This window comes from Ruminococcus sp. 8Y-12 (assembly GCF_058119865.1).
The window spans coordinates 3,557,747-3,582,063 of record NZ_CM176623.1; the positions used below are offsets into that span (position 1 = coordinate 3,557,747).

Annotated in this window: 20 protein-coding genes; 14 read left to right on the top strand and 6 right to left on the bottom strand. The window is 44.7% G+C overall.

All coding sequences use genetic code 11. From position 1 onward, the window contains the following. Positions 1 to 17 precede the first annotated feature (17 nt). Complete coding sequence (locus AC0THY_RS14035; RefSeq protein WP_489991222.1) at positions 18 to 668, bottom strand: DUF3298 and DUF4163 domain-containing protein; 651 nt, start codon at positions 666 to 668, stop codon at positions 18 to 20. Between the two features lie 368 nt (positions 669 to 1,036). On the opposite strand from AC0THY_RS14035, the gene AC0THY_RS14040 reads away from it, so the two are divergent. Then, positions 1,037 to 1,492: a hypothetical protein gene (locus tag AC0THY_RS14040; RefSeq protein WP_489991223.1), complete on the top strand. Its 456-nt coding sequence runs from the start codon at positions 1,037 to 1,039 to the stop codon at positions 1,490 to 1,492. Continuing rightward, on the top strand, positions 1,492 to 1,851 hold the full coding sequence (locus tag AC0THY_RS14045; RefSeq protein WP_489991224.1) for a YccF domain-containing protein: 360 nt from the start codon (positions 1,492 to 1,494) through the stop codon (positions 1,849 to 1,851). The genes AC0THY_RS14040 and AC0THY_RS14045 overlap by 1 nt, the downstream gene beginning before the upstream one ends. Before the next feature lie 79 nt (positions 1,852 to 1,930). On the opposite strand, the gene AC0THY_RS14050 is transcribed toward AC0THY_RS14045, so the two are convergent. The 4 genes from AC0THY_RS14050 to AC0THY_RS14065 form a co-directional block, all read right to left on the bottom strand. Further along, a complete protein-coding gene (locus AC0THY_RS14050) occupies positions 1,931 to 3,898 on the bottom strand; it encodes an ABC transporter permease (protein ID WP_489991225.1) in 1,968 nt (655 codons plus the stop codon). Further along, positions 3,888 to 4,655 (bottom strand): ABC transporter ATP-binding protein, encoded by a 768-nt coding sequence (locus tag AC0THY_RS14055; RefSeq protein WP_489991226.1) that lies wholly within the window; start codon positions 4,653 to 4,655, stop codon positions 3,888 to 3,890. The genes AC0THY_RS14050 and AC0THY_RS14055 overlap by 11 nt, the downstream gene beginning before the upstream one ends. An 84-nt stretch (positions 4,656 to 4,739) precedes the next feature. After that, the gene (locus AC0THY_RS14060) at positions 4,740 to 5,756 is read right to left on the bottom strand and encodes a sensor histidine kinase (protein WP_489991227.1); all 1,017 of its coding nucleotides are present in this window, start codon (positions 5,754 to 5,756) and stop codon (positions 4,740 to 4,742) included. A gap of 2 nt (positions 5,757 to 5,758) precedes the next feature. Next, entirely contained in the window at positions 5,759 to 6,430 is a 672-nt protein-coding gene (locus AC0THY_RS14065) for a response regulator transcription factor (protein WP_489991228.1), read from the bottom strand. Positions 6,431 to 6,665: 235 nt separating this feature from the next. Here AC0THY_RS14065 and AC0THY_RS14070 point away from each other — a divergent pair, with 235 nt between their 5' ends. The 11 genes from AC0THY_RS14070 (at position 6,666) to AC0THY_RS14120 (ending at position 21,771) form a co-directional block, all read left to right on the top strand. Beyond that, complete coding sequence (locus tag AC0THY_RS14070; RefSeq protein WP_489991229.1) at positions 6,666 to 7,688, top strand: LacI family DNA-binding transcriptional regulator; 1,023 nt, start codon at positions 6,666 to 6,668, stop codon at positions 7,686 to 7,688. 143 nt (positions 7,689 to 7,831) lie between these two features. Next, complete coding sequence (locus tag AC0THY_RS14075) at positions 7,832 to 9,685, top strand: type I phosphomannose isomerase catalytic subunit (RefSeq protein WP_489991230.1); 1,854 nt, start codon at positions 7,832 to 7,834, stop codon at positions 9,683 to 9,685. 98 nt (positions 9,686 to 9,783) lie between these two features. Continuing rightward, positions 9,784 to 10,947, top strand: coding sequence for a class I SAM-dependent methyltransferase (locus AC0THY_RS14080; RefSeq protein ID WP_489991231.1), 1,164 nt, complete (start codon positions 9,784 to 9,786; stop codon positions 10,945 to 10,947). Between the two features lie 85 nt (positions 10,948 to 11,032). Then, on the top strand, positions 11,033 to 12,307 hold the full coding sequence (locus tag AC0THY_RS14085) for an ABC transporter substrate-binding protein (RefSeq protein WP_489991232.1): 1,275 nt from the start codon (positions 11,033 to 11,035) through the stop codon (positions 12,305 to 12,307). After that, positions 12,304 to 15,294: an ATP-binding protein gene (locus AC0THY_RS14090; RefSeq protein WP_489991233.1), complete on the top strand. Its 2,991-nt coding sequence runs from the start codon at positions 12,304 to 12,306 to the stop codon at positions 15,292 to 15,294. Before AC0THY_RS14085 ends, AC0THY_RS14090 begins: the two co-directional genes overlap by 4 nt. Positions 15,295 to 15,467: 173 nt before the next feature. After that, positions 15,468 to 15,629, top strand: a complete 162-nt coding sequence (locus AC0THY_RS14095) for a hypothetical protein (protein ID WP_489991234.1) — start codon at positions 15,468 to 15,470, stop codon at positions 15,627 to 15,629. Positions 15,630 to 15,649: 20 nt separating this feature from the next. Continuing rightward, the gene (locus AC0THY_RS14100; RefSeq protein ID WP_489991235.1) at positions 15,650 to 16,819 is read left to right on the top strand and encodes an MFS transporter; all 1,170 of its coding nucleotides are present in this window, start codon (positions 15,650 to 15,652) and stop codon (positions 16,817 to 16,819) included. A gap of 147 nt (positions 16,820 to 16,966) precedes the next feature. Then, on the top strand, positions 16,967 to 17,644 hold the full coding sequence (locus tag AC0THY_RS14105; protein WP_489991236.1) for an ABC transporter ATP-binding protein: 678 nt from the start codon (positions 16,967 to 16,969) through the stop codon (positions 17,642 to 17,644). Beyond that, on the top strand, positions 17,641 to 20,139 hold the full coding sequence (locus tag AC0THY_RS14110) for an ABC transporter permease (RefSeq protein ID WP_489991237.1): 2,499 nt from the start codon (positions 17,641 to 17,643) through the stop codon (positions 20,137 to 20,139). The genes AC0THY_RS14105 and AC0THY_RS14110 overlap by 4 nt, the downstream gene beginning before the upstream one ends. Positions 20,140 to 20,161: 22 nt before the next feature. Then, positions 20,162 to 20,860: a response regulator transcription factor gene (locus tag AC0THY_RS14115; RefSeq protein ID WP_489991238.1), complete on the top strand. Its 699-nt coding sequence runs from the start codon at positions 20,162 to 20,164 to the stop codon at positions 20,858 to 20,860. After that, positions 20,857 to 21,771, top strand: coding sequence for a sensor histidine kinase (locus tag AC0THY_RS14120; protein WP_489991239.1), 915 nt, complete (start codon positions 20,857 to 20,859; stop codon positions 21,769 to 21,771). The genes AC0THY_RS14115 and AC0THY_RS14120 overlap by 4 nt, the downstream gene beginning before the upstream one ends. Positions 21,772 to 21,777: 6 nt before the next feature. Here AC0THY_RS14120 and AC0THY_RS14125 read toward each other — a convergent pair whose 3' ends face one another. Beyond that, positions 21,778 to 22,656, bottom strand: a complete 879-nt coding sequence (locus tag AC0THY_RS14125; protein ID WP_489991240.1) for an AraC family transcriptional regulator — start codon at positions 22,654 to 22,656, stop codon at positions 21,778 to 21,780. A gap of 169 nt (positions 22,657 to 22,825) precedes the next feature. Between AC0THY_RS14125 and AC0THY_RS14130 the strand changes: the two genes are divergently transcribed. Next, a complete protein-coding gene (locus tag AC0THY_RS14130; protein WP_489991241.1) occupies positions 22,826 to 24,316 on the top strand; it encodes a DUF4874 domain-containing protein in 1,491 nt (496 codons plus the stop codon). The last annotated feature ends 1 nt before the right edge of the window (position 24,317 follow it).

Consider the following 24,317-nt stretch of genomic DNA (forward strand, 5'->3'; position numbering starts at 1 on the left):
ACAAGTCAATGCCTTGTTTAGGAACCGAGACGCAAAGGTATTAAAAATTCCGGTATTCCTGTAGAATATGGGGCAATGTCATATTGCTGAAAATAAATAATAACGCCATTTGGCTTTATATAAAAATTCTCTGGACGAAAGGATTTCTGTAAAAGTATTGAAAAATCATCGAAGTAGGAGCCAGGCACGGCATTTAGCCTATCGGATATCTGTTGCTCTACAATTTTCTGGAATTTTGCAAGGGAGGCTTGGTTGAGGGGATATATGTCACCTAACATAATTTTTGTTCCGGTTTTAAAGTCCCAGGTATCAGATTGCCGTTTTGTTTCCCCGTGCGCTCCGCCCATATAGGTGAAAGTATCCATAAAAAGACTAACAATACACCCTGCATTGTAAGTGATCTGATAATCCATAATCAAAGAATAGCTGTTAAAAGGTCTTTGATTATCCTGTATATATTTTACATTTTCCAATGTCTGAGCGTAGAGAACCGTGCGGCTGTATTCTTCCATATGCTTCGCATTATTGGAGTAGTACTCATTTACGGTTTGTGTAGCTGCTGAACCGTTGGGTGATGTGAAACAGGGATAGTTTATCCTATAGACAAACACTGGCATCCCGTTGTAATACATGGTGTCTTTCAGTGATTTTCGTATTACAGTCTGCATAAGAACTCCGGAAAGGAAAGCTTATGATAAGATATGCAGAGAGTAGAGATTGGTGACTGTTTAATTATATCTTAACTTTTTATTGAGTTTTGAGGAAGACTATTGACTTCTGATAGCCGATATGGTAGATTAATTTCATCCAATAAAAGGGAGTAGCCGAACACCAAACGGTGGGTTTGAGAGCGTCAGCCGATATGCAGAAGCGTATCCGTATCAAATGAGATGAGCAAGACTTTTATTATGACTAAGTGCCATAATAAAAGTCTTTTTTATATCCTAGGAAAGTCCTTCGTAATTCCCTAGGATATAAAAAGCCCTCCGGGCGGGATCGCACTGGATTTGGAAACGGCATAATGAAAGGAGAAACAATGAATAGAAGAGAACAGCAAACAGAGATTCATGAGGCAATCGTGGCAGGGCAGATTGCGTTAAACAGCTTGGCAAAGGCAAGGGAACATCTATCCAGCGCTAAGAACTGGGGATTGTTTGATATGCTGGGAGGAGGATTCTTTGCCAGTATGGTCAAACACTCTAAGCTGAATAATGCTCAGGAGGAGATGGAGATGGCCAGGGAAAATCTTCGGATTTTTCAGAGAGAACTGAGAGATATTCGGGTACCTATTGACTTTCGCATAGACATAGGCAGCTTTCTCACCTTTGCCGATTACTTTTTTGACGGGTTAGTTGCAGACTGGATGGTTCAGAGCAAGATAAACGATGCATACGGTCAGGTTGAAGAAGCAATTGAACAAGTGAGTATGATTCTGGAAGATCTAGATCAGATGCACCACACACTAATGCTGGATGATAAGGGGGAATACTGATGGGGTGTCTTGGAAATTTGCTATGGTTTGTCTTCGGTGGGTTTATCAGCGGAATCAGTTGGCTGGGATTTGGATGTCTGTGGTGTATTACCATTGTAGGTATTCCAATAGGGATGCAGTGCTTTAAAATGGCTTCCCTGAGCTTTTTTCCCTTTGGTAAAGAAGTCCGCTACGGCGGAGGCCCTGGATCACTCATACTAAACATACTCTGGTTGGTTTTTTCAGGAATACCATTGGCACTGGAGTCCGCAGTGATTGGACTTGTGCTGTGTATTACTATTGTGGGAATTCCCTTCGGGCTTCAGCAGTTTAAGATTGCGAAGCTTGCGCTCATGCCTTTTGGAGCAGAAATCGTATAATTTTCAATTTTGACCCGGTCATTTTTCAAAAGTGACCGGGTCATTTCCGGAAATGACCCGGTCAAAACTGACTAAGTTGCTATATATTTTTACGGCAGCCAATATAGGTAGCTGCAAAATACAGAAGATATACGAATCCAAAGACTCCGATGCTCATAAATACAGTTCCCCAAAACTTTCCTCCCGAAAGCTGTTCCATCAGTATCAGATGATTCATGCACCTTGTCACAAACATGCTCAGCGGAATGGGAACCGCCAGAGGAATTGCAAAGTAGAAGAGCACATTTTTAAACACCAACTTTTGTCGGGTACGTTTCCCCACACCCAGCTTAGAGAGTATCCGATAACGAAAACGGTATTTTGACGATTCGCTTAACTGCTGTACAGCAAGTATCGTGGCAGCTACACAGGCGAAGATCAGGCCCACATAGAAGAGCGAAAAGGAAAATATTATAAAGGAAGACAGGTTGTTGTTCTCAATAGAGGTTCTGGTATAGAGGCAGTCCAGGTCGCCCTCATTGAAGCCAAAGGATATGCCCTGATCAAAAAACAGATCTTCCAGCTTCTCTTCCAGCCCCTCTGATGGCTTCTTATCCGTCTCAGCCGCCAGTGTGGTGTGATAGATGTCCAAAGTGCGGGCCAGCTTGTCTTCGACCACCGTGGTGTATCCAGTGCCGTTCAGGCCATTGCCAATCCCAAAAGAATCTGTTTTCCAGTCCTGACAGGCGAGTGCTGTGCCGCTTATTTCCAGCTTTGGCAAATCTTCTGTGCTCTGTCCCTCTTTCATACTGCCAAAACTGTAGAGCAGGTAATGTCCCTCCTCCAAAGCGGCTGGTGTTAGGTCCAGCATTTCACAGAGTTTCACGTAATCGCTGTAGGCAAGCACCGCATCCTGTATCATCCACCCATGATTCCCAAGCTTTTTAAAATAATCGTACAGTGCTGTGCTTTCAGACGTATAAAGAGGATAGATGTGGCTGGCTTTTACTTTAGCATCCTCATCAATAACCTTACGTATTTCCCCAAAATCCTTGTTTTCACCGGTAAGGGAAATACCTACGTCAAAGGTAGCAATCTGTAGTGTACGCGTATCAAAGAATTGTTTAAACAGTACACCCAGCTGTACAGCCGTCAGTGTAAGGGTGAGCAGCAGCGCCAGTGTCCCTAATGCAGCCCCTGTTTTTCGCAGCTTGGCACTCAAGTTTCTTGTAAGAAACAGCCGGTTTCCCTGATACTTGACTGTCGGGTTTGTGAGAATAGCCTTTGTAATGAAAGCAGTAACTGTTAAGTAGATTCCATATATGCTTATGATCAGCATTATAATTCCGGCAAACAGGAAAGTTCCAGCCTGGCCGCTTTCCATAATTACATTGCTGTACGCGCACAGCTCCAGGCATACGCAGCCGCCGATCAGCAGGAGTACAGAGAGGATAAAAATCCCCCAATGTCCCTTTTTATTTTCCAATGCCTCACTCTCATTCTTTTTTTCAGCATACAGAAGATCGCAGATCTTCATTTTTTTCAGCCGGTGCCCTATTTTTACAAGAGCCAAAAGATAGATCAGGCCAAAGTAAAGCAGTGAGAGCCCAAGGGCTTTTGGGGAGAAGGTAAACCGGATCTGATAATGAACCCCGAATACCTTCATGACCAGAAGGGCTAAAAATTGGTAGATTAAGGTACCAAATAGCACCCCACCTGCAAATGCAGCTCCCCCCATCAGCAGACTCTCTCTGCGATACAGGCGCACAATATCTCTGTTGGAGATGCCGAGCAGCATGTAGGTGCCGAATTCCTTGCTGCGTCTTTCCAGCATAAAGCGCATCATATAAAAGATCAGCCAGCCAATCACAAACACCACAATGCAGGAGATAAAGATTATGACAGCTCCCAGTATACCCAATCCACTGCTCAAAGCCTGTATTTCTTCTGAAAAGATCAGAGTGTTAAAAGAATAGACCAGGGCAATGGCAAGTATTACGGTGATGAGATAGATCACGTAATCCCTGGAAGAACGCCTGGCATTGCGCAAAGCTAATTTACTGAGCATCGGATACGTCACCTCCCAGCAGAGTCACCACATCCAAAATCTCATTAAAAAATTCACGGCGGCTCTTTTCTCCCCTGCGTAGTTCGCTGAAAATGCGGCCGTCCTTCAGAAACAGGATTCTGCTGCAGTAACTTGCAGTAAATACGTCGTGGGTAACCATGAGAATGGTAGCCCCCATCTCCCGGTTCATGCGGGAGAAACTATCCAGCAGCATACCGGCTGACTTGGAGTCCAGGGCTCCAGTGGGTTCATCAGCCAGGATTAGCTTGGGATGGTTGATCAGCGCCCGCGCACAGGCGCACCGCTGTTTTTGGCCTCCGGATACCTCATATGGAAATTTCTCAAGAATGTCCGCGATTCCCAGATTCTCTGCGATTGTACGCACCATGTCAGTGATCTTGGAAGAATCCACGCCACGGATCGCAGGAGCCAGTCCAATGTTCTCCTCAATAGTAAGAGTATCTAAGAGGTTAAAGTCCTGGAATACAAAACCCAGATTCTGCTGCCGGAAGTCTGCCAGATCTTCATCTTCCAATGAAGTGATGTCGCGTCCCTCCAGCCAGATATGCCCCGCTGTGGCGGAATCTATGGTGGAGATGCAGTTTAAGAGCGTGGTTTTTCCGCTTCCGCTGGCTCCCATGATTCCAAAGTATTCTCCGGACTCCACCTCAAAGGAGATCCGGTCAATGGCCTTTGTCACCAAGTTCTTAGTTCCATAATACTTTTCCATATTTTCAATTTTCAGCAATGTGTTCATAAATTATCGCTCCTCTCTGTAAAGATAGTATAGCAGGAAACAGAGCACCGGGGTACTTACAGAATTGTAAGTACCCCGGCGCCTTTACACATCCTCGGGTCGATGCATTCTTCCTTTGGGAAATCCCAGAGTAATACAGGTATATTTATCAGCTTCAGAGTCCGCCTGTATGGTAAGGCCCAATTTTGTGCAGAGCTTTCGACAAAGATACAACCCCATTCCGGTAGAATTTGTGTTTTTTCGGTCATTTCCGGTAAATCCCTTTTCAAATATTCGGGGGAGATCCTCCGGTGCAATCCCCTTTCCGTTGTCCCATACTTCCAAAAATACTGCCTGTCTGGTTTCCCTCAAAGAAAAACGCAGTTGGGGATGCCTGTCAGAATGATATTTTACCGCGTTGGATACTAGCTGACCGACAATGAAGGTCACCCATTTTTCATCTGTGTAAGCCGTGTCCGTGCGCTCATCCGTAGAGACCTGAATCCCCCCCTCCAGAAGCTGTGTCCGGTAATCCATAAGCGCTGCCCCAACTGCGTCATAGATGGGAAATTTTCGGATAAAATAATCATTCTCCACTTGGCCGCTGCGTGCATAGTACAGGGACTGTTCCACCAAACAGCGGATGTGGAACAGCTCCGCGCTGATTTTTCTGGTGGCAGGGGAGGGATGGTTTTTACAGAGCAGTTCAATGGCCAGGATGGGTGTTTTGATCTCATGAATCCATTCTTCTATATATTCTTTATAATCCCGAAAATCAGACTTGGCCTGTCCGATTTCTTCCAGCATGGACTTGTTGGCTGTTCTCAGCATTTGATAATATATTTTTTCTTGCATACAGTGAGGCTTTGGAATCAGCTCGGCAATCAAATACTTTTGGTCCAGTCCTGCAAGCTGGCTTTTCATCCGGTGGTATTTCCCGGAAAGCTGGACGTAGTTCAGTCCACCTGCTCCCAGGAGAATGAGCAGCCACACAATCCAGATCAGAGCCACGGAGCTGAGATCCAGCCCTAGCAGAAAAAGATAGAAGGATAAACCTGCGGCTGCGGACAAGTTCAGAATCAGTATCCCAAGCTTTTCATCTATATACTCAAATACACTCATGATTATTCCTCCACTTTCAACTGATATCCGGTTCCGGGAATCGTCCGGATAAAGTTTGTCAGTCCAATGCCCGCAAGCCTTTTGCGCAGGCGGGAAAGGTTGACGTTTAAGATATTCTCATCCACATACAGCTTACTCTCCCAGAGATATTCAATCAGATCATCTCTGGGTACAGGGCAGTCCTGGTTTAAAAAGAGGTAATAGAGGATCTTTATCTCATTTTTGCTGAGATCCAAAATGCTGTCCCCATAACGAATCTGCCCCAGCACCAGATTCAGGACAACCCCGGAGAACTCCAAAGCCTCCTGTACCTGACTGCTTCTCGACAGCAGACGGCGTATACGCGCCAGCAGTACAGGCAAATTATAGGGTTTTCGGATATAGTCATCGCCTCCCAAGGTAATCCCCTTTAGTTCATCCAGGTCACTGCTGCGTCCAGTGACAAATATAATGGGAATCTGAGATTTCCTGCGTATTTCCCGGCACAGCGCATACCCGTCAAAGTGGCCCAGGTTAATGTCCAGCAGCAGTAAGTCCGCCACGGACTCTTCTAAAACAGAGGGGATATTTGAAAAGTCTTCAGGTATAATTGTATGAAACCCCTGCCTCTGCAGATAAGAGCTGATCTCTTCACGCACCGTCTGGTTGTCTTCTATAATTGCAATTGTATTCATTTTCCATCCTCCCAGGTTCTTTCCTGGTAAGTATACCAAAAATAACACAGTTTTGGGAAAAAAATGCGTCCTGCGAGTTGGTTTTTTATTGGGCAATTGATTGGCAATTTTGATGAAGAAATAATTTTGCGAACATGTTCATTTATTGTTATCTTGACATTATATGTAAAATTATTTATACTAAGACCAATCGATATCAATAATTGTTTAACTATTCAGATAGAGGAAGAAAATTATGGCGAAAAATGTAACAATGGCGGATATTGCGTCTAAAGTTGGTGTGAGTATAGTAGCAGTATCAAAGGCCCTGTCCGGCAAACCGGGCGTAAGTGATGAATTGCGTTTCAGAATCAAACAGGTGGCACAGCAGTTGGGATATGTGCAAATCACCTCTACTAAACCGGGCGTTACGGAGACGGGCAACATAGGGGTGCTCATTCCGGAACACTACTATGGATATTCCTTTTCCTTTTATGGACAAATGTACGAGAAGGTCGTAAGGGCGCTGTACAACAACAAATATTATGGAATTTTGGAACTGATTGCCGAAGAGGATGAAAAAGAGGGAAATCCTCCCCAGGTACTGATTGACGACAAGGTAGACGGACTGATTCTCTTAGGGCCAATAGATGAGAACTATATTGAGAAGATTGTCCGGCAGACGAAACTGCCCGTCTTTTTCCTTGACACCTATTCACCCGCCGGTACCTTTGATACAGTCATTTCAAACGGGTATTACGGAATGTATATGGTTACTAATTATCTGATCAGCCAGGGGCACAAAAAAATTGGCTTTGTGGGGAATGTTGACGCCACCAATAGTATTACGGACCGGTATTGGGGGTATCGCAGAGCATTACGGGAAAACAATCTACCTTTTGAGGAGAGCTGGGAAATACCGGACCGTGATGAGACTGGAAAAATTTTTGAAAAGATTTTGGATTCAGCGCAGGGAATGGATGCCTATGCCTGCAACTGTGATTTTGCAGCCCGCTACGTGATCCAAAATCTGGAGGAGATGGGCTTTCGTGTCCCGGAGGACGTATCTGTTGTGGGGTATGACCATTTTCTGCCAGTTGGTATGGAAGCATACGCGGATAGAATCACCACCTATCAGGTAGATATGGAACAGATGGCTGAGGTCTGTGTAAGGTCTTTAATCAACAAAATAAAACACATAAAATATACAGAAGGTATTCAGATTGTCACAGGTCGGATGGTTCTCAAAAAAACTGTTAAAAACAAGAAGCAGCCTTAGGACGGTATGGTATGAAAATATGCACTAATAGCTTTTTATTTCAGAAGGGTATTGATTTATTCACTAAACTATATTAAGATTAAATTAATTTATATACATTAACTCGATGATTAAAATTTAATTAAAAATAGAAAGAGAATGATATGTGCATATTAAAATTAGAACCAAGCGGCAAAGAATACCTATGGGGAGGACACAGACTGGCGGAGGAGTACGGCAAAAAAAGCGGGGGAAATGTGCTTGCAGAGACATGGGAGTTATCCTGTCATCCGGATGGACCCTGTTATATTGTAAACGGACCGAACAAGGGCAGGACTCTTCAGCAGTACATAGAGCAGGAGGGAAGAGAAATCCTGGGAATTAATTGCAGAAGATTTCGAGATTTTCCCATTCTCGTGAAATTCATAGACGCAAAGGACAACCTGTCTATTCAGGTACATCCGGATAACCGCTATGCGCTGAAAAATGAAGGGCAGTATGGAAAAACAGAAATGTGGTATGTGATGGATGCGGGCGAAGAGGCATTTTTGTACTATGGTTTCAAGCGCGAGATCAGTGTAGAAGAATTTGAGAAAAGGATTCAGGATGACACTCTTTTGGATGTGCTGAATGCAGTACCGGTTCAAAAAGGGGACGTGCTGTTTATTGAGTCCGGAACCATCCATGCTATAGGGAAAGATATATTGATTGCGGAAATACAGCAAAATTCCAATATAACTTACCGCGTTTACGATTACGGAAGAACGGATAAGAGTGGGAGAAAACGGGATTTACACATTGAGAAAGCGCTTGCAGTGACCCGCAGAGTTCCCATTTTAAAAGATAGAAGCAGCTATCCCCATGTGGCGGACTGTGATTATTTTACGGTCGACAAGCTAAATTTGGACGGCAGAGTTATGAAGAAGATGGAAGGGGAAGTCTCCGGGGCTTCCTTTGCCAGTATTTTGGTGCTGGATGGCAAAGGGACTATATCTAACTTTGGAGAAACACTGGAGTTTAAAAAGGGAGACAGCTTTTTTCTTACTGCGGGAAGTGGAAATTATACCATAGAAGGTTCCTGTGATGCACTGGTTACAACCATCAGAGAAAAGGCTGCTCCAGTGCGGATTGGAATCGATATGAGCGGAACTGCCACAGCAATTGGACTCGTGGATATCCATCAGAAGCTGCTTGCACTTGAGATTATGAAGACAGATACGTTTCAGCCTGCAGAAGGCAGGATTCAGAGTATAGCTGAGAAAACATTGGCGTTACTTGAGAAACAGGGGATTGCAATGGATCAGTGTGTTGGTGTTGGTGTCGGCGTACCGGGAACGGTAGACCGGAAAAAGGGAGTCGTGCGCTATTCCAACAACATTAGGTGGGAAAACGTTGATTTAAAAAAGGCATTGGAGAGATATCTGCCTATCCCCATCTGCATTGCCAATAATGCGGACTGCGCAGCGCTGGGAGAAGCGGTTGCTGGGGCGGGGAAAGACTGTGAGGATGTGGTCATGATCACGATTGGAGCTGGTGTGGGCGGCGGAGTCATTATTGACGGCAGCATCTATGAGGGGGGAGGTATCGGAGGCAGTGAGCTGGGACATATGGTTATTGTAGAGAACGGACAACCCTGTACATGTGGACGGAGAGGCTGCCTGGAGGCCTATACTTCAGCGGCGGCCCTCACCAAGCAGGTGAGAGAAGCAACTGGGAGTGGACTGGGGCTGGAAGAAATCTTTGCGGGGGCGGCTGACGGTGATCCCATATTAAAGAAAATTCTCGCTCTGTACACAAACAGACTGGGAACCGGTATTGCAAATGCAGTGAATATCTTTCGCCCGCAGCTTGTCCTTCTGGGGGGAGACGTCTCTACACAGGGAGAGATGCTCCTGGAACCGCTTCGCCTATTCATAAAAGAGAACTGTTTTGGAAAGGATAAGGGCCAGCTTCCGGAGATCGAATTGGCTGCTCTGGGAAAAAAAGCGGGAATAATCGGAGCTGCCAGCCTTCTCTAGTTATAGTAAGTTAATAGAAATGCTTCAGCATGGGCATAATATAGTAATCGTGGAAGATTTATACAGCGAAACTATAGAGGCATAAAGGAGGCAGCACCATGTTGGAAGAAAATGTTTTGATTTCGTTTCTAAAGAAGTTTGATGAATATCCATTCCTGGTTAAATTGGGTGATAAAGCGTATACCATAGGAGAGGGCGCTCCGACTTTTATTGTAAAATTTCATAAGATGATCCCTCTTTCTGATTTGATGACCAGCACTTCCCTGGCTCTGGGGGAGGCGTATATGAACGGTATTCTGGAGGTTGAAGGGAATCTCTACCATGCACTGGATCATTTTCTGGGACAGATGGGCAAGTTTTCTGTGGACCACAGCGCCATCAAGAAACTGATCTTTACGTCCAACGGGAAGAAGAACCAGAAAAAAGAGGTTTGCAGCCACTATGATATTGGAAATAACTTTTATAAGCTGTGGCTGGATGAGACCCTTAGTTATTCCTGCGGATATTTTCAGCATGAGGACGACACACTTTATCAGGCTCAGGTAAATAAGGTGGATCGTATTCTTCGGAAGCTGCATCTAAAGGAAGGGATGCGTCTGCTGGATGTGGGCTGTGGTTGGGGATTTCTCCTGATTGAAGCGGCCAAAAAATATAAAATCAAAGGAACAGGAATTACTCTGAGCGAGGAGCAGTACAGGGAATTCCAAAATCGTATTCAGGAGGAAGGCCTGGAAGAACTGCTGAATGCAGAGTTAATGGACTACCGGGATCTGCCAAAAAGTGGGCTGACTTTTGACCGTGCAGTGAGTGTGGGGATGGTGGAGCATGTAGGACGTGAAAACTACCCGCTGTTTTTAAGTTGCGTAAATAAGGTTCTAAAACCGGGAGGACTGTTTCTCTTACACTTTATCAGTGCTCTCAAAGAGTACCCTGGCGACCCCTGGACCAAAAAATATATCTTTCCGGGGGGGATGGTTCCAAGTCTCAGGGAAATTCTGTCCTGTATGGCGGAGGAAAACTTTCACACCCTGGATGTAGAAAATTTAAGGCTTCACTATAACCGCACCCTGCTGTGCTGGGAAAACAATTTCAAAGAACACAGGGATGAGGTGCGGGCAATGTTTGATGAGCATTTTGTGCGCATGTGGGAACTCTACCTGTGCTCCTGTGCAGCAACTTTTCACAACGGTATTATTGACCTGCATCAGGTTTTGATGACTAAGGGGATAGACAATGAGCTTCCAATTGTACGCTGGTATTGACACATACCACTTAGGGTAACGCATTGAAAAGTTCACTCACCTATGATATAATTATCTGAAATATAGAGTGGACGGAGGAAGTGTTATGAATAAGAGGGTAATTGCTTTGCTTGTCCTTACCGTATTTACGTTGCACGTCTTTACCGGATGCGGTAATAGCGGCATAGTGATGAATTATGAGGATTCCGACAAGGAAACAGTGACACTCTCCTTTTTTGGAAATAAATATGAACCAGAAAATGTAAAAGTGATCGAAGAGATCATTTCCGGTTTTATGGAGGAAAATCCCAATATTAGGGTTTCCTATGAAAGCTTGAAGGGAAACGATTATTTTGACGCACTCATAAAAAGAATGGCTTCGGGCAAAGGGAACGATGTATTTATGGTCAATCACGATGTGCTGCTGGAGCTAGAGCAAAAAGAGCAGGTAGCAGATTTATCCCAACTGAGTAACATTTCCTCCTACACGGAGCAGATGCGCAGCCAGATGGAGGAGAAAAGCGGAAAAATTTACTGGGTGCCCACAACTGTGTCTGCTTTTGGCCTGTACTGCAATATGGATTTGTTGAAGAAGTACGGACAAAAGGTTCCTCAAAACATAGGGGAATGGGATTCCGTTTGCAGCTTCTTTAAGCAGCAGGGAATCACTCCTGTGGTAGCGAACAATGATATCTCCCTTAAAACAATGGCTATCGGGCACAGCTTTTTTTCTGTCTATCAGGAGAACAGTCAGGCGGATATCTTTGACAAAATCAACCGCGGTGAAGCAAGGTTAAGCGACTATCTGCGTTCTGGCTTTTCAATTGCAGAATCATTTCTTTCAAAAGGATATATTGATCGAGAGAAGGCACTTCATACCAAAAAGACATCGGATGATCTTGAGGAATTTGCGAAAGGTGAAGCTCCATTTATGCTGACAGGTGCCTGGGCAGCCGGGCGCGTGGAAAATATGAACACAGAGCTCGATTTTGAGGTGGCACCTCTTCCGGTTTTAGAGGATGGTTCTATGTTGGTGATCAACCCGGATACGAGGTTGAGTGTAAATGCCGACAGCCAGCATTTGGAAGCTGCTATGAAATTTGTGGAATATTTTACTGAGGAAAATAATATCCAGAAATTTGCGGATCAGCAATCATCATTCAGTCCGCTTAAAGCAGGAAGCCCCTCTTCTATAGGAGAGATACAGTCTTTGGTCTCCTGCTATAAAAGTGGAAGAACGGTGATCGGTTCCGATGCTTTGCTGGAACTTCCCATTTGGGAACTGACTGCTGAGGCAGCTCAGAAACTGTTATCAGGGGAACGGTTGGAGACGGTCATGGAGTGGATTGATCAACAGGCCGGGGGGGACAATGCACTGTGAGGACAAAAGAATCAATAAAAGCAAAAAGAACTATTGCAATAACCGCTGTGCTTGTGGGCATTGGACTGAGTATCATGATGATGGTTTTCGTAAATACAGTAAGAAATCAGTTGTGGCAGCAGTCAGTGAATACCATTCTTGAGAGTACACGGCAGGGTCTCAATACACTTCAAATACAGCTTCAAAATGAATATGATGCAATGGAAAGCGTTTCCGCACATATTAAAAACTTTAACAAAAATGAACAGAGTAGGATAGAGAGTTTCTTGAGCGAATACGGGTCTGTGGATCAGAATGTAAGCTTATATCTGAACGATGGCCGTTTTTATCCGGCTTCTTTGTCTCCTGATAAGAGTATTTCTGCTATCCTCGAAAAGTCAGATGCCGAAAAAGGAATCGTTGATCCGCATATCAGCAGTGTCACAGGTCTGAATGTTTTTAATCTGTATGTGCCAGTGTCATTGAGGGATGGGACTGCCGGCTTTCTTGTTAAAGAGTATGAAGTTGCTCAAATTGTAGATTCCTTCAGCGTTTCCTTTTACAATGATGCAGGATTTTCTTATGTTGTGGATATAGATGGGAATGTTTTGATCCGCCCGCCACATCCTAACAGCAATAAAACTGTTCAGAACCTTTACGATATTTTGCAGGAGTCCCCAAATGCCCCGGTTCTCCTGGAGCAGTTTTCTGAGGCATTAAATAGCTCCAAAACAGGCTGGGCAACGTTATCCTATCAGGGAGAGGATACGGTTTTTTGCTATCTTCCTCTGAGACTGCAGTCTGACTGGTATCTGATTTCAATTATCCCTGCAAGTGTTGTCAATGAACAGACCAATCAAATTATAGTGGGCACCTTTGTTTTAATTGCAGGAATAATCTTAGGGATTGTTCTTCTGGTAGTGCTGTATTTTTGTCATGTTAACAGAACAAACCGCAAGCTTCGCAATCAAGCGGAGTATATCAGCCGTTTATATAACGCCGTTCCGGAGGGGATTGCGCTAATGACAGTGGAGGAGCCCTACCATTTTCTTCAGCTCAATGAGGAAGGCCAGCGCCTGTTAGGATATCCGGAGGACTCCACTAACGATACTTTTGCGGGACTGAACCTCCAAAACACCGTTCATCCTGAAGATTATAAAGGGATCGTTTCTCTGTTTCAGGATGCAGAGGTAAATGGAACAAAAAATATATTTGCAATCCGTATTAAAAAGAAAGATGGCACTTACTTTTGGGCATCTGGTATTGTGGAAAAAACATTGGATGAAAACGGCATTCCGGTGTTTATTACAGCAATCCATGATATCACAAAAGAAAAGGTGGCTGAGGAGGAGGAGACACGAAGAAATTTGCAGGAGAGACTCACTTTAGTCAGTGCAATCTCCAATGCATATCCTGTGATCATCACTCTCAACCTAACCCAAGACAAGCTGAAGTTTGTCTATATCAAGTCCAATCTAATGCTTCCTCTGGGTCAGCAAAACTCATACAGTGAGCTGTATGAGTCTATGTTGCCTACCATAAATGCTGACTCACAGGAGGAGTACAAGAGATGCTTTGCGCCAAAGAATCTTATTCGTACCCTTGTACATGAACGTAATGAGGTCTCTTTTGAGACAAAACAGCTTTTGACTGATGGGATATATCATTGGATCTCTACTCAGATTATTGCGGTGGATAATCCCTATTCCAAGGACAAATTGGCTATTCTTATTTCAAGACGCATTGATGAAAAGCGGTATGAAGAAGAACGGAAGAATCAGGCATTAAAGAGCGCTTTGGAGAGCGCCCAAGCTGCCAATCTGGCAAAAAGCAAGTTTTTGTCAAATATGTCCCATGACATCCGCACACCTTTGAATGCCATTCTTGGCATGACTGCCATCGCATCCGCACATCCGAATGATTCCGATCGGGTTATGGAATGTTTGAAAAAAATCAATATATCCGGGAAACATCTACTGAGTCTGATCAATGATGTACTTGATATGTCTAGGATTGAAAATAAAAAAGTGTCACTGCGGGAGGAGACATTTTATTTCTCCGAATTAGTATCTGACACGGTTGACCTGGTTCGTGCTCAGACAGATGCCGGGAAGCTACAGTTGGATGTTCATTTGTCAGCGTTAAAAAATGATGAGGTAATCGGAGATCCACTTCGTATACGGCAGATATACATAAATATTTTGAGCAATGCTGTAAAGTATACACCAGAGGGCGGAAGGATCTGCGTGGAAGTATCACAGGAGGAAAAGCCGCATAAAGAATATGTCAATTATATATTAAAATGCTCTGATACTGGGATTGGCATGAGCCAGGAGTTTTTAGAGAGATTGTTTCAACCTTTTGAACGAGGGGCAGAAACCGTAAGCAGTAAGATGACTGGAACTGGACTTGGAATGGCAATTACGAAAAATTTGGTTGATATGATGAATGGCGGCATACAGGTTGAAAGTGAAGTTGGAAAGGGATCGGTGGTTACTGTGACGATTCCATTAAAGAGACGAGTGGGAAAAGGAGATGTGCAGCATGAGTCAGGCCATGAAACCGCCACCTCCAGTTGGAACAGCCTGATTGATTCCTGCGACTTTGCTGCAAAACATATATTGCTGGCAGAGGACAATGAGATCAATCTGGAAATTGCACGTACACTGCTTGAGGAGACTGGCGCCCATGTGACAGATGTTCCCAATGGAGCAGAAGCAGTCAGGGTAATTACAGAGTCTGCCGAAGGATATTATGACTTGATTTTCATGGATATTCAGATGCCTGTCATGGACGGATACGAGGCGGCAAAAGCAATTCGTAATCTGGAACGAAAGGATGCATCTGCAATACCGATTGTAGCCATGACAGCCAATGCGTTTGACGAGGATGTCAGGGAAGCTCTCAAGTCGGGAATGGATGCACATTTATCCAAACCAATCGATATTGTTACATTGAAAAAAACGCTTCATCGCTTCCTGTCGGATGATGGCTGGAAAAGGGGATAAGCGCCCTGCATTGTACAGAAGAGCTGCTATTCAGAGCTCTTCTGCATACGGATGCATTTCAACAAGGAGTCTGGTTTTAAACAAACATAAACTTGAGTTTGCGCTGTGCGTCCCGAAATGTTATTATGTTCTGTAGAGAGAAAAATAGAATATTTTAACAGGGAGAAGAAAACATGTGTGCAAGAGATGAAAAACTTTGCTTGAGGGAGAAAGTTGCTTTCTTTTTTGCCAACATTGGCAATATTCCCGTGACCACATTGATAGGCGGTTATCTGCTTATTTTTTACACAGATGTGGTGGGAATGGACGCGGCGGCTGTTGGAACTCTTTTTTAATTACAAAGATATTTGATGCTTTGAATGATCCGCTGATCGGATATCTCATTGACCAGAGACCTCGGACAAAATTTGGGAAGTTCCGGAAGGTTTTACTGGTGGGTTCTGTTATTTGTGCGCTAAACTACATGCTTATCTGGTATGGCCCTGCCCTGGTTCCCACCTCTTTAAAGCTCTTTGTGGCATACATATCTTATTTTCTGCTGGGCATCACCTTCTCTGTCATGGATATCTCATTAAACAGCATGATTCCGGTGATGACAGACGATGCCAAAGAGCGCAGCGCCCTGAGTTCTATCAAAGGAGTGGGCTATATGGCCGGCTCTATGATCATCTCTATCGGGGTTCCCCTTGTGATCAATGCTTACGCAGACAAGCGGACCGCTTATTTTATATTGGTTGGGATTGCAAGTGCAGCGATTGCAGTATTCTCTGTGGGCGGAGCTCTGGGAGTGAATGAGCGTGTGGGCGCGTCAGAAAATCAGAAGTATTCCGTTAAACAGATGTTTGGTTTTCTAACTTTGGAACCTGTGCTGATTACCTTTCTGTCACAGTTGCTGTTTTCTATCGGAGGAGCAATCGGCGGAACCACAGAGATTTACTACATGATTTATGTTATGGAGGATGTAACGCTTCTGACTAAGGCGTCCCTGTTCAAACTGATCGGAATGACAGGAGCTGTCCTGTTAAATACTTACCTGGTGCGTATTGTGGGAAAACGGATCGTATACAGTTCAGGAATACTTCTCATCAGTGCAGCACTTTTTTTAAGACTCTTAGATGTACATAGTGTCCCCCTGATCTATGTATCCTTTATTCTCAGCGGACTCGGGAGCAGCCTTGTGATGGTTCTTATGTATGGAATTCAGGCGGACAACATTGACTACGTGGAGTATAGGGGAGGAATGCGTGCGGAGGGGGCAATTTCCTCCCTACAGTCATTGGTTGCTAAACTTGGACATGCCCTGGGCGGCACCATACCAGCCTATATTCTGGCATCCACAGGATATGTGGCAAATGCAGAACAGACCCAGTCCACCATCCACGGTATTATTTTCTCGGTCACTATTGTTCCCGCTGTTATACAAATAGTTTCTGCTCTGCTCTTCCTGTTGCGATACAGACTGGACAGTAAAGAACTGGAGAAAGCCCAGCATTCTCTACACTGTCGCAGAGCTATGGAGAAGTAGTGTGCTTATAAATATGACAAATATGTCATCTCCTGGAAAGGATATGGAAAGATTTATCTTGTATCATTAAGTATACCTTATAAGGCGCACTAGCTGCGCCATGAGTTTCGGGATACCAGAATGGTATACCATGAAAGGAGAAAATGTATGAGTATACTTTTGACACAGGATTTAAGGAAATATTATGGAAGCGGTGAGACAGCAGTAAAGGCGCTGGATGGAGTAAATCTGTCTGTTGAAAAGGGGGAGTTTGTCTCCATAGTGGGAAGCTCAGGCAGCGGCAAGTCCACTCTGCTGCATATGATGGGAGGGCTGGATTTGCCGACTTCCGGAAGCGTTATTGTAGATGGACACAGCCTTGGACAGATGAAGAGTGAAGAGATTACAATTTTCCGAAGGAGAAAAATTGGTTTTGTATTTCAAAATTATAACCTACTGCCGTTGCTGAATGTTTATGAGAACGTGGTACTGCCGTTACAGTTGGATGGTATTCAGCCAGATGGGGCATTTATCGACGAGATTTTAGACCTACTGGGCCTGACTGCCAAACGCCACTCCATGCCGGACCATCTTTCAGGAGGACAGCAGCAGAGGACTGCGATAGCAAGAGCGCTGGCGTCAAAGCCATCTATCATTCTGGCTGACGAACCTACAGGAAACCTGGACAGCCGAACCAGCCAGGATGTTTTGGGACTGATTAAGGTCAGCAGCGAGTGCTATCTGCAGACGGTTGTAATGATTACCCACAATGAAGAAATAGCTCAGATGGCAGAGCGTATCATTCATCTGGAGGATGGGAAAATCTGCGGAGGTGGCAATTTATGATAAAAGTGAACAACCGCAGGACCATTTTCTTTTTGGCTAAGAGAAATTATTTGGGGAACAAGAGAAGAAATCTGATTATTATACTGGCTGTTGCACTGACTGCGTTTCTCATCACCTCTGTATGCAGTATTGGGATGGGATATTGGGATGCTATGACAAAGCGTTCTCTGTACATGGCAGGGGTTAAATATGACATTATGCTTCCGGCCCCAACGGAGAAACAGATACAAAAGGCTTACCAGATGGATAAGATTCAGTGGGCAGGCCTGAATGTCAAATGTGCTGTAGTTAAGAACTACGATGGAGTTCCAACCCAAATACGGCTTTTCTGGAGCGATAAGGTTAACTGGGAGCAGCAGTGCGTGCCGGCCCATGAGTTTACGGCAGGCACTTACCCCCAGGCGGAGGATGAGATCATCCTTTCCACACAAATGCTTGGAGAGCTGGGAATAGAAAATCCGCAGATTGGCATGAAATTACCTATGACCTACTACGACTTATCTGAGGATAGTAAGTCGGACACAAAGGTGTTTAAGCTCTCCGGTTATTTTCGGGATTACACCAGTAAGCCCAGAGGTTATATCTCTGAAGCTTTCTACCGGAAAACAGGAGTGAAGCCCACTGATCTCTCACAGGGTTATCTCCAGATCATTCTTAAAAATCCACTGTACAGCAATAAAGACCTCCGCCAAATTGGGGAAGCATTCCAACTGGAAACTGGTCAGGTTCTGATAGCGGACCGTTATCTCTTACATGATTTCATACGTTTTGCTGTGGGATTGGGTTTTCTGTTTTTTTTGATACTGGCAAGCGGTTACCTATTCATCCATAATGTTCTGTATATCTCTGTTTCCCGAAATGTGCGGTATTTTGGACAGCTTAAAACATTGGGGGTTACTCCACGCCAGATTCGGCGCTATATTCATATGCAGATGCTATGGAACTCGGTGGCTGGTATTCCCATTGGATTACTGGCAGGGGCGGGAGTGTCCTTTTTGATTGTCCCGGCTGTGCTGAACCTTGTCAATCCGACGCTGGATGCCTCTCATGGTGCGGAATTCAGCCCTGTTGTCTATCTGGCTGCCGCTGTATTTTCCCTGCTTTCTGTCTGGCTCAGTTCCAGGAAGCCTGCAGTCTTGGCTGCAAGTATCTCCCCTGTGGAAGCTACCCGATATTTAAACTGTCAGTATAAGCACTCTCAGCGGCGAAGATGCGATGGCGGAAAGGCACTGTCCATGGCTCGCAGAAATGTGTTTCAGGATAAGAAAAAAGCATTTATTGTACTGTCATCCTTTTTTATAGCCCTGACTATCTTTCTGGCTGTAAATGTATATATCAGCGGAAATAATGCAAAGAGCGTCTTAAATGCCCTGCGACAGAGTGATCTGGTGATTAAAAATGCAAAGGTGTTTGCAACAGATGCTGTCCCAGGACAAGTATTTGACAGCGGAAAGATCTCAGAACTGGAACATACAAATGGTGTTGCCCGGATAGATACGATGTATGCAGGAGAAATCGTGGTTCCATATACTGAAAACCATTTAGAAGCCTATTTTAAGGAGGCGTGTGAAACATTTTACGTAGGAACCGACTATAAAGCTCATCTTCAGGCATATATTGAGGATCCGTCGGACGCATATTATACTGGACGTATTCAGGCTATCGATGAAAATGGATTTGACAAAATAAATCAAAAAATGGGCGGAACACTGGATAAATCAGCGTTTACTTCTGGAGAATATGCTCTTCTGAGTTCTTTTGGAGATATTTCACTGGAAGCCTGCATCGGAAAAGAATACTCCTTCCGTTTATCTGAGGAGAAGGCGGATGTGAGGCACAAAATCGAAATTGCTGCGCAGTGTCCATATGATTATGTTTCAGGAGGACTGGCGGGAGGATATGCTCCTAATCTGCTTGTCAGCCAGGAATACTTAATCAGTCTGCAAAAAGATCCTATTCTGGAGCTGGTGAATGTGGATTACGATACGCCGTTTAATCAGGAGGCAGAACAAGCTGTGCGAAAAATATTCCAGGATACCAGCCTGTTTTTACTAGAATCTAAGCTGGACAGCTATGATGAAATGAAAAAATCCGAAGACCAGATGCGTGTACTGGGAGGGTGCCTCTCTCTGATTCTGTTCGTTCTGGCTCTTATGAATTACTTCAATCTGACTGCTACAGGAATCGAAAATAGAAGGAAAGAGTTTGCCATACTGGAAGGTATTGGTATGACACGGCGTCAGCAATTGGGTGTATTGGCGCTGGAGGGCCTGTACTATGGATTGACATCCCTGGGGGCTGTTGTCTTTTTAGGGCTGCCGGCCAGTTATTTTTTCTTTCAGGTAACCTCCCAATATGGAACTGCTTTTAGTATCCCTGTCATTCCCTGTCTCCTGGCGGCCATCTTCTTTTTGGTGGTATGTGTCATGATACCGCCATCCACATATCGTATGATACACAGGGGTAGTGTGGTTGAACAACTGACAGAAATATAATACAAGAGAAAGGAAAGAAACCATGAAAAGAATACTTCTTCTGGAGGACGATGAGGTGCTGAGCGACGGCATAGCGCTGGCTTTGAAGAGAGAGGAGTATGATTTTATTCAATGTTCTACCCTCTCTTTTGCAAGGAAGATCCTTTTAAAACAGGCTTTTGATATGCTGATCTTGGATGTGAACCTTCCTGACGGGAGTGGATTCGACCTGTGTCGGGAATATCGGCGTATGAGCAGAATACCCATTATTCTGCTCACAGCCAGGGATATGGAATTGGACATTGTGGCAGGATTGGAATGCGGTGCGGATGACTATATTACCAAGCCTTTCAGTCTTATGGTTCTGCGCGCCCGGGTCAATGCCTTGTTTCGCCGTTCCCTTCCATCGGATACAGGGGTTCCCTACGAGCTGGATTCTTTTTCCTTTCACTTTACCACCATGGAGTTTTTTAAGAACGGGAAACCCGTGGAGCTGAGTAAAACAGAACAGAAACTCCTCTACCTGTTGACGCAGAATCAGAATACAACGCTTACCCGCCAGAGGATGATGGAATATATCTGGCCAGATGGAACGGAGTATGTGGAAGACAATGCCCTTTCGGTGACCATACGCAGATTGAGAGATAAACTGGAAGATACGCCCTCAAAGCCCAAGTATATCCGCACAGTCTACGGATTAGGATATGTGTGGGCAAGCCAGGAAAAAGGAGAGTACTTATGACTTGGTCTGCTGCTGTCTGCATTTTAATTATTTTGGTCCAGGCAGCAGTCTGCGCCTATGTGATTCTCATTTACCGCAGACGCACAGAGGCGCTGATGCACCGGATTCTGCACAGGATAAACGAGGCAATTGCAGGGAACGATAGCTGCCCTCAGTACAATGAGTCTATGGAGTCCGCTATTGATGAGAAACTAAACCATTTTCTTACAATCTCTAAAGAGACAAAAGCTGCTGCAAAAAAGGAGAGAGACAGGATAAAAACCTTTGTAGCCGATGTATCCCACCAGACAAAAACACCTCTCTCCAATATTCTTTTGTATACGCAGCTTCTGTCAGAGAAAGAGGAGCTGGATGAGGAAACACGTTTCCTATCCTCACAGATTCAGTCTCAGGCAGATAAGCTGGATTTTTTGCTGAAAGCCTTAACCAAAAGCTCACATCTGGAGGCTGATTTAATTTCATTAAGTCCATGCAGACAGTCAGTCGACAAACTGGTTCTACTGACATGCCAGCAGTGGGAAATTTACGCTTTGCGCCGAAATATCTCCATTGCCTATGAAGAGTGCGGGCTAGACTGCCTCTTCGATATGAAGTGGACGTTGGAGGCGCTTGGCAATGTTTTGGATAATGCCATTAAATATTCTCCAAAAGGCTCTAGGATCGGGATTTCAGCCACACCCTATGAAATGTTCTTGCGGATTGATGTAAAGGATAATGGGCTTGGCATTGAACAGGCGGAACAGGGACTGATTTTTACACGGTTTTACCGCTGCACACAGGTTCAGAAGGAAAAGGGTCTTGGGATCGGACTTTTTTTGTCCAGGGAAATCATATCCAAGGAGAACGGCTATATCAAAGTAGATTCCTCATTGGGGAAGGGCTCCACCTTTTCCATCTTTCTGCCACGGTAACAGACCTTATCTCAGTTCCAAAGACTCCTCAGAAAACTGCAGCGTCTTAAACTGTTTTGGCGTGACCCCGGCATATTTTTTGAAAATGGTCGAAAAATACTGTACACTGGAAAAGCCTAGGCTTTCGGAGAGCTCTGTGGACGAGTGATTGTAGATATTGTCCATTGCGCAGTTTATTTTCGCTATATTGATATAATCATTCACTGTCACATGCATATCTCTCTTGAAAAGGTTCATGAGATGGCGTTTGCTTGTAAAGCAGGCATTTGCTATCTCATCCAGGGAGAGCTTTTTTTCCAGATTCTCCTGTATATATTGGATGGCGGAAAGCACAGCGGGGTGCTTGGGCTCCAGCAGGTCCTGAAAGGATTGGGTGATTTCTCTGGACAGAAGAAGGACCAGTTCATAAATATAGAGGTTGGCAATGGCGATGTGATTGATTTGGTCATTGTTCATCTCATAGGTGATCCTCTGGATGCAGGACAGAAACTGAGGGGTAAAGTTCTGCTTCAAATACTGCCTGGATTCGGTGGCAATGTAGTATAAAAATCGCTGGTCACGGTAGGTGTTGGACGGAAGATTTAGAAAGTTTTCCGGGTTGAAGTGGAGCTGCAGAAACTGGCATTTTCGTTCCGCGCGCATCCGAAAGGCGTGTATTACATTTGGGAACAGGATTAAGAACTCCTTTGTGTGCACCGTCACCGTTTCACCGTTAATCTGAATATCACATTCCCCGTCCTGCATGAGGCAGAGCTCCACATTTCTGTGACAATGAGGCCCGAAGGTAAAGCCCGGCTCCAGGGTCTGAATCAATGCATTGTGGATTAAATCTTTCTGTTCCTGACTTTTTAAAATCAATTCCAGTATATTTTCCCGTTGTCTCATTTGACCACCTCCTATGCCATATTATAGAAAAAATTGTTCATATAATCAATATCAAAGTAGAATAAGTGCGTTTTTTTATAATAAATATCGTAAATGTACTATATAATGAACGAAAATACAGGCATCTATTTGGTAAAATAGCCTCATCAAGCAATTGGAGGGAAATGCTATGAAAAGAAATACATGGAAGAAATACAGTAAAAAAGCTGCAGCAGCAATTGCGGCCCTGGCTGTCACCGCTGCCGGCCTTTTGAGCGCCGGGACAGTGGTCAGATCAGCCTCAAACACCCAAAGCTATGACTTTAAGGTGCCTGTGCTGGCAGGGGAGGACAGCGCGCTCCTGCTGTCAAATCCGGACAGAGGACTGCGCATGGAGGTATATCTGGATGTAGCTACGGGGGAAAGCCTCTTTGAACATGCCGGGGAGGATGCAGTGAAGCAGCTCTATGATGAGATTGCGCTTTACAAAACGGATCAGCCTGGGCTGATACAGGTCTATTTCTATCTCACCGGATATAAGGACAAGGACCTGGATGAGGCAGCATTTGCCAGAATGAACCAGTACTTTGAGGAGCTGGAGAAAAATAACCTCAAGGCAGTGCTGCGATTCGCCTATATCTCTGATGATACAAAGCCCATAAGCCAGGAACCGACTACCGATAGGGTTGTAGAGCACATCAAAGAGCTGAAGGGATTTATGGAAGATCATAAAGAGCAGATTCATGTCTTTCAGATGGGGTATATCGGGGCATGGGGAGAATGGGATGGCAGCGCCAGAGGACGAATGGAGGAGAAAAGGATTGTGGATGCTGTTCTTCAGAATACACCCAAGGATATGTTTATTCAAGTCCGTTACCTGAACATAAAAAACAATAATGTAGACAGAGAGGATACTCTGAACTGGAACCGGGTGGGTTACCACGATGATTTTCTGATCGGCAGCCTGCATGGCTGGAACACTGCGGGTAATAACCCTGCATCTGATAGTTACCAGCAGATGACAAGGGAGTCAGCAAACCTGCTGGTTGACGGAGAAATGATCTGGGGCAGTGCAAACGGAGCTTACACGGGAGGAAGGAGTATTGATGCCACATTGATTGCCAAGCGCTTGAAGGAGCATCACTTTACTTCTCTGAGTATGACCCATAATTATAAAGAAAAAAACACAGCCTACTCGATGGTTGACTGGCAACAGGAATATGTAAACCAAAATATCCTGGCCAGCAACGGTTTGAGCTGCGACGAGAGCTGGTTCAAGGACCGAAATGGCAACAATCTCCAGAGAACCATGTTTGAATACATCAGGGATCATTTGGGCTATTATCTGATCATGCAGAATGCAAAAGCTCAGGTTACCGGAAAAGAGGTGACAGCAGAGATTACACTCAAAAATGATGGATTTGCCGCTCCTCTTGGCCTGAAACATTTTCAGATCGTATTGTTGGATACGGAAGGAAGGGTGGCAGCACAACAGGAGGGATGTCCTATGAAGGAGCTGCAGCCAGGCATCAGTAAAACGGTAAGTGCTGTGCTGGAAAAGCCGGATGAGAACAGAGTATACCAGCTGGCAGTCGTGCTCTCATCGGAAGGCGGAGAACATGCCCGCATGGCGAACAGAGTGGAATACCGGGATGGGTATCATATCTTAGGTGAAGTGTAAA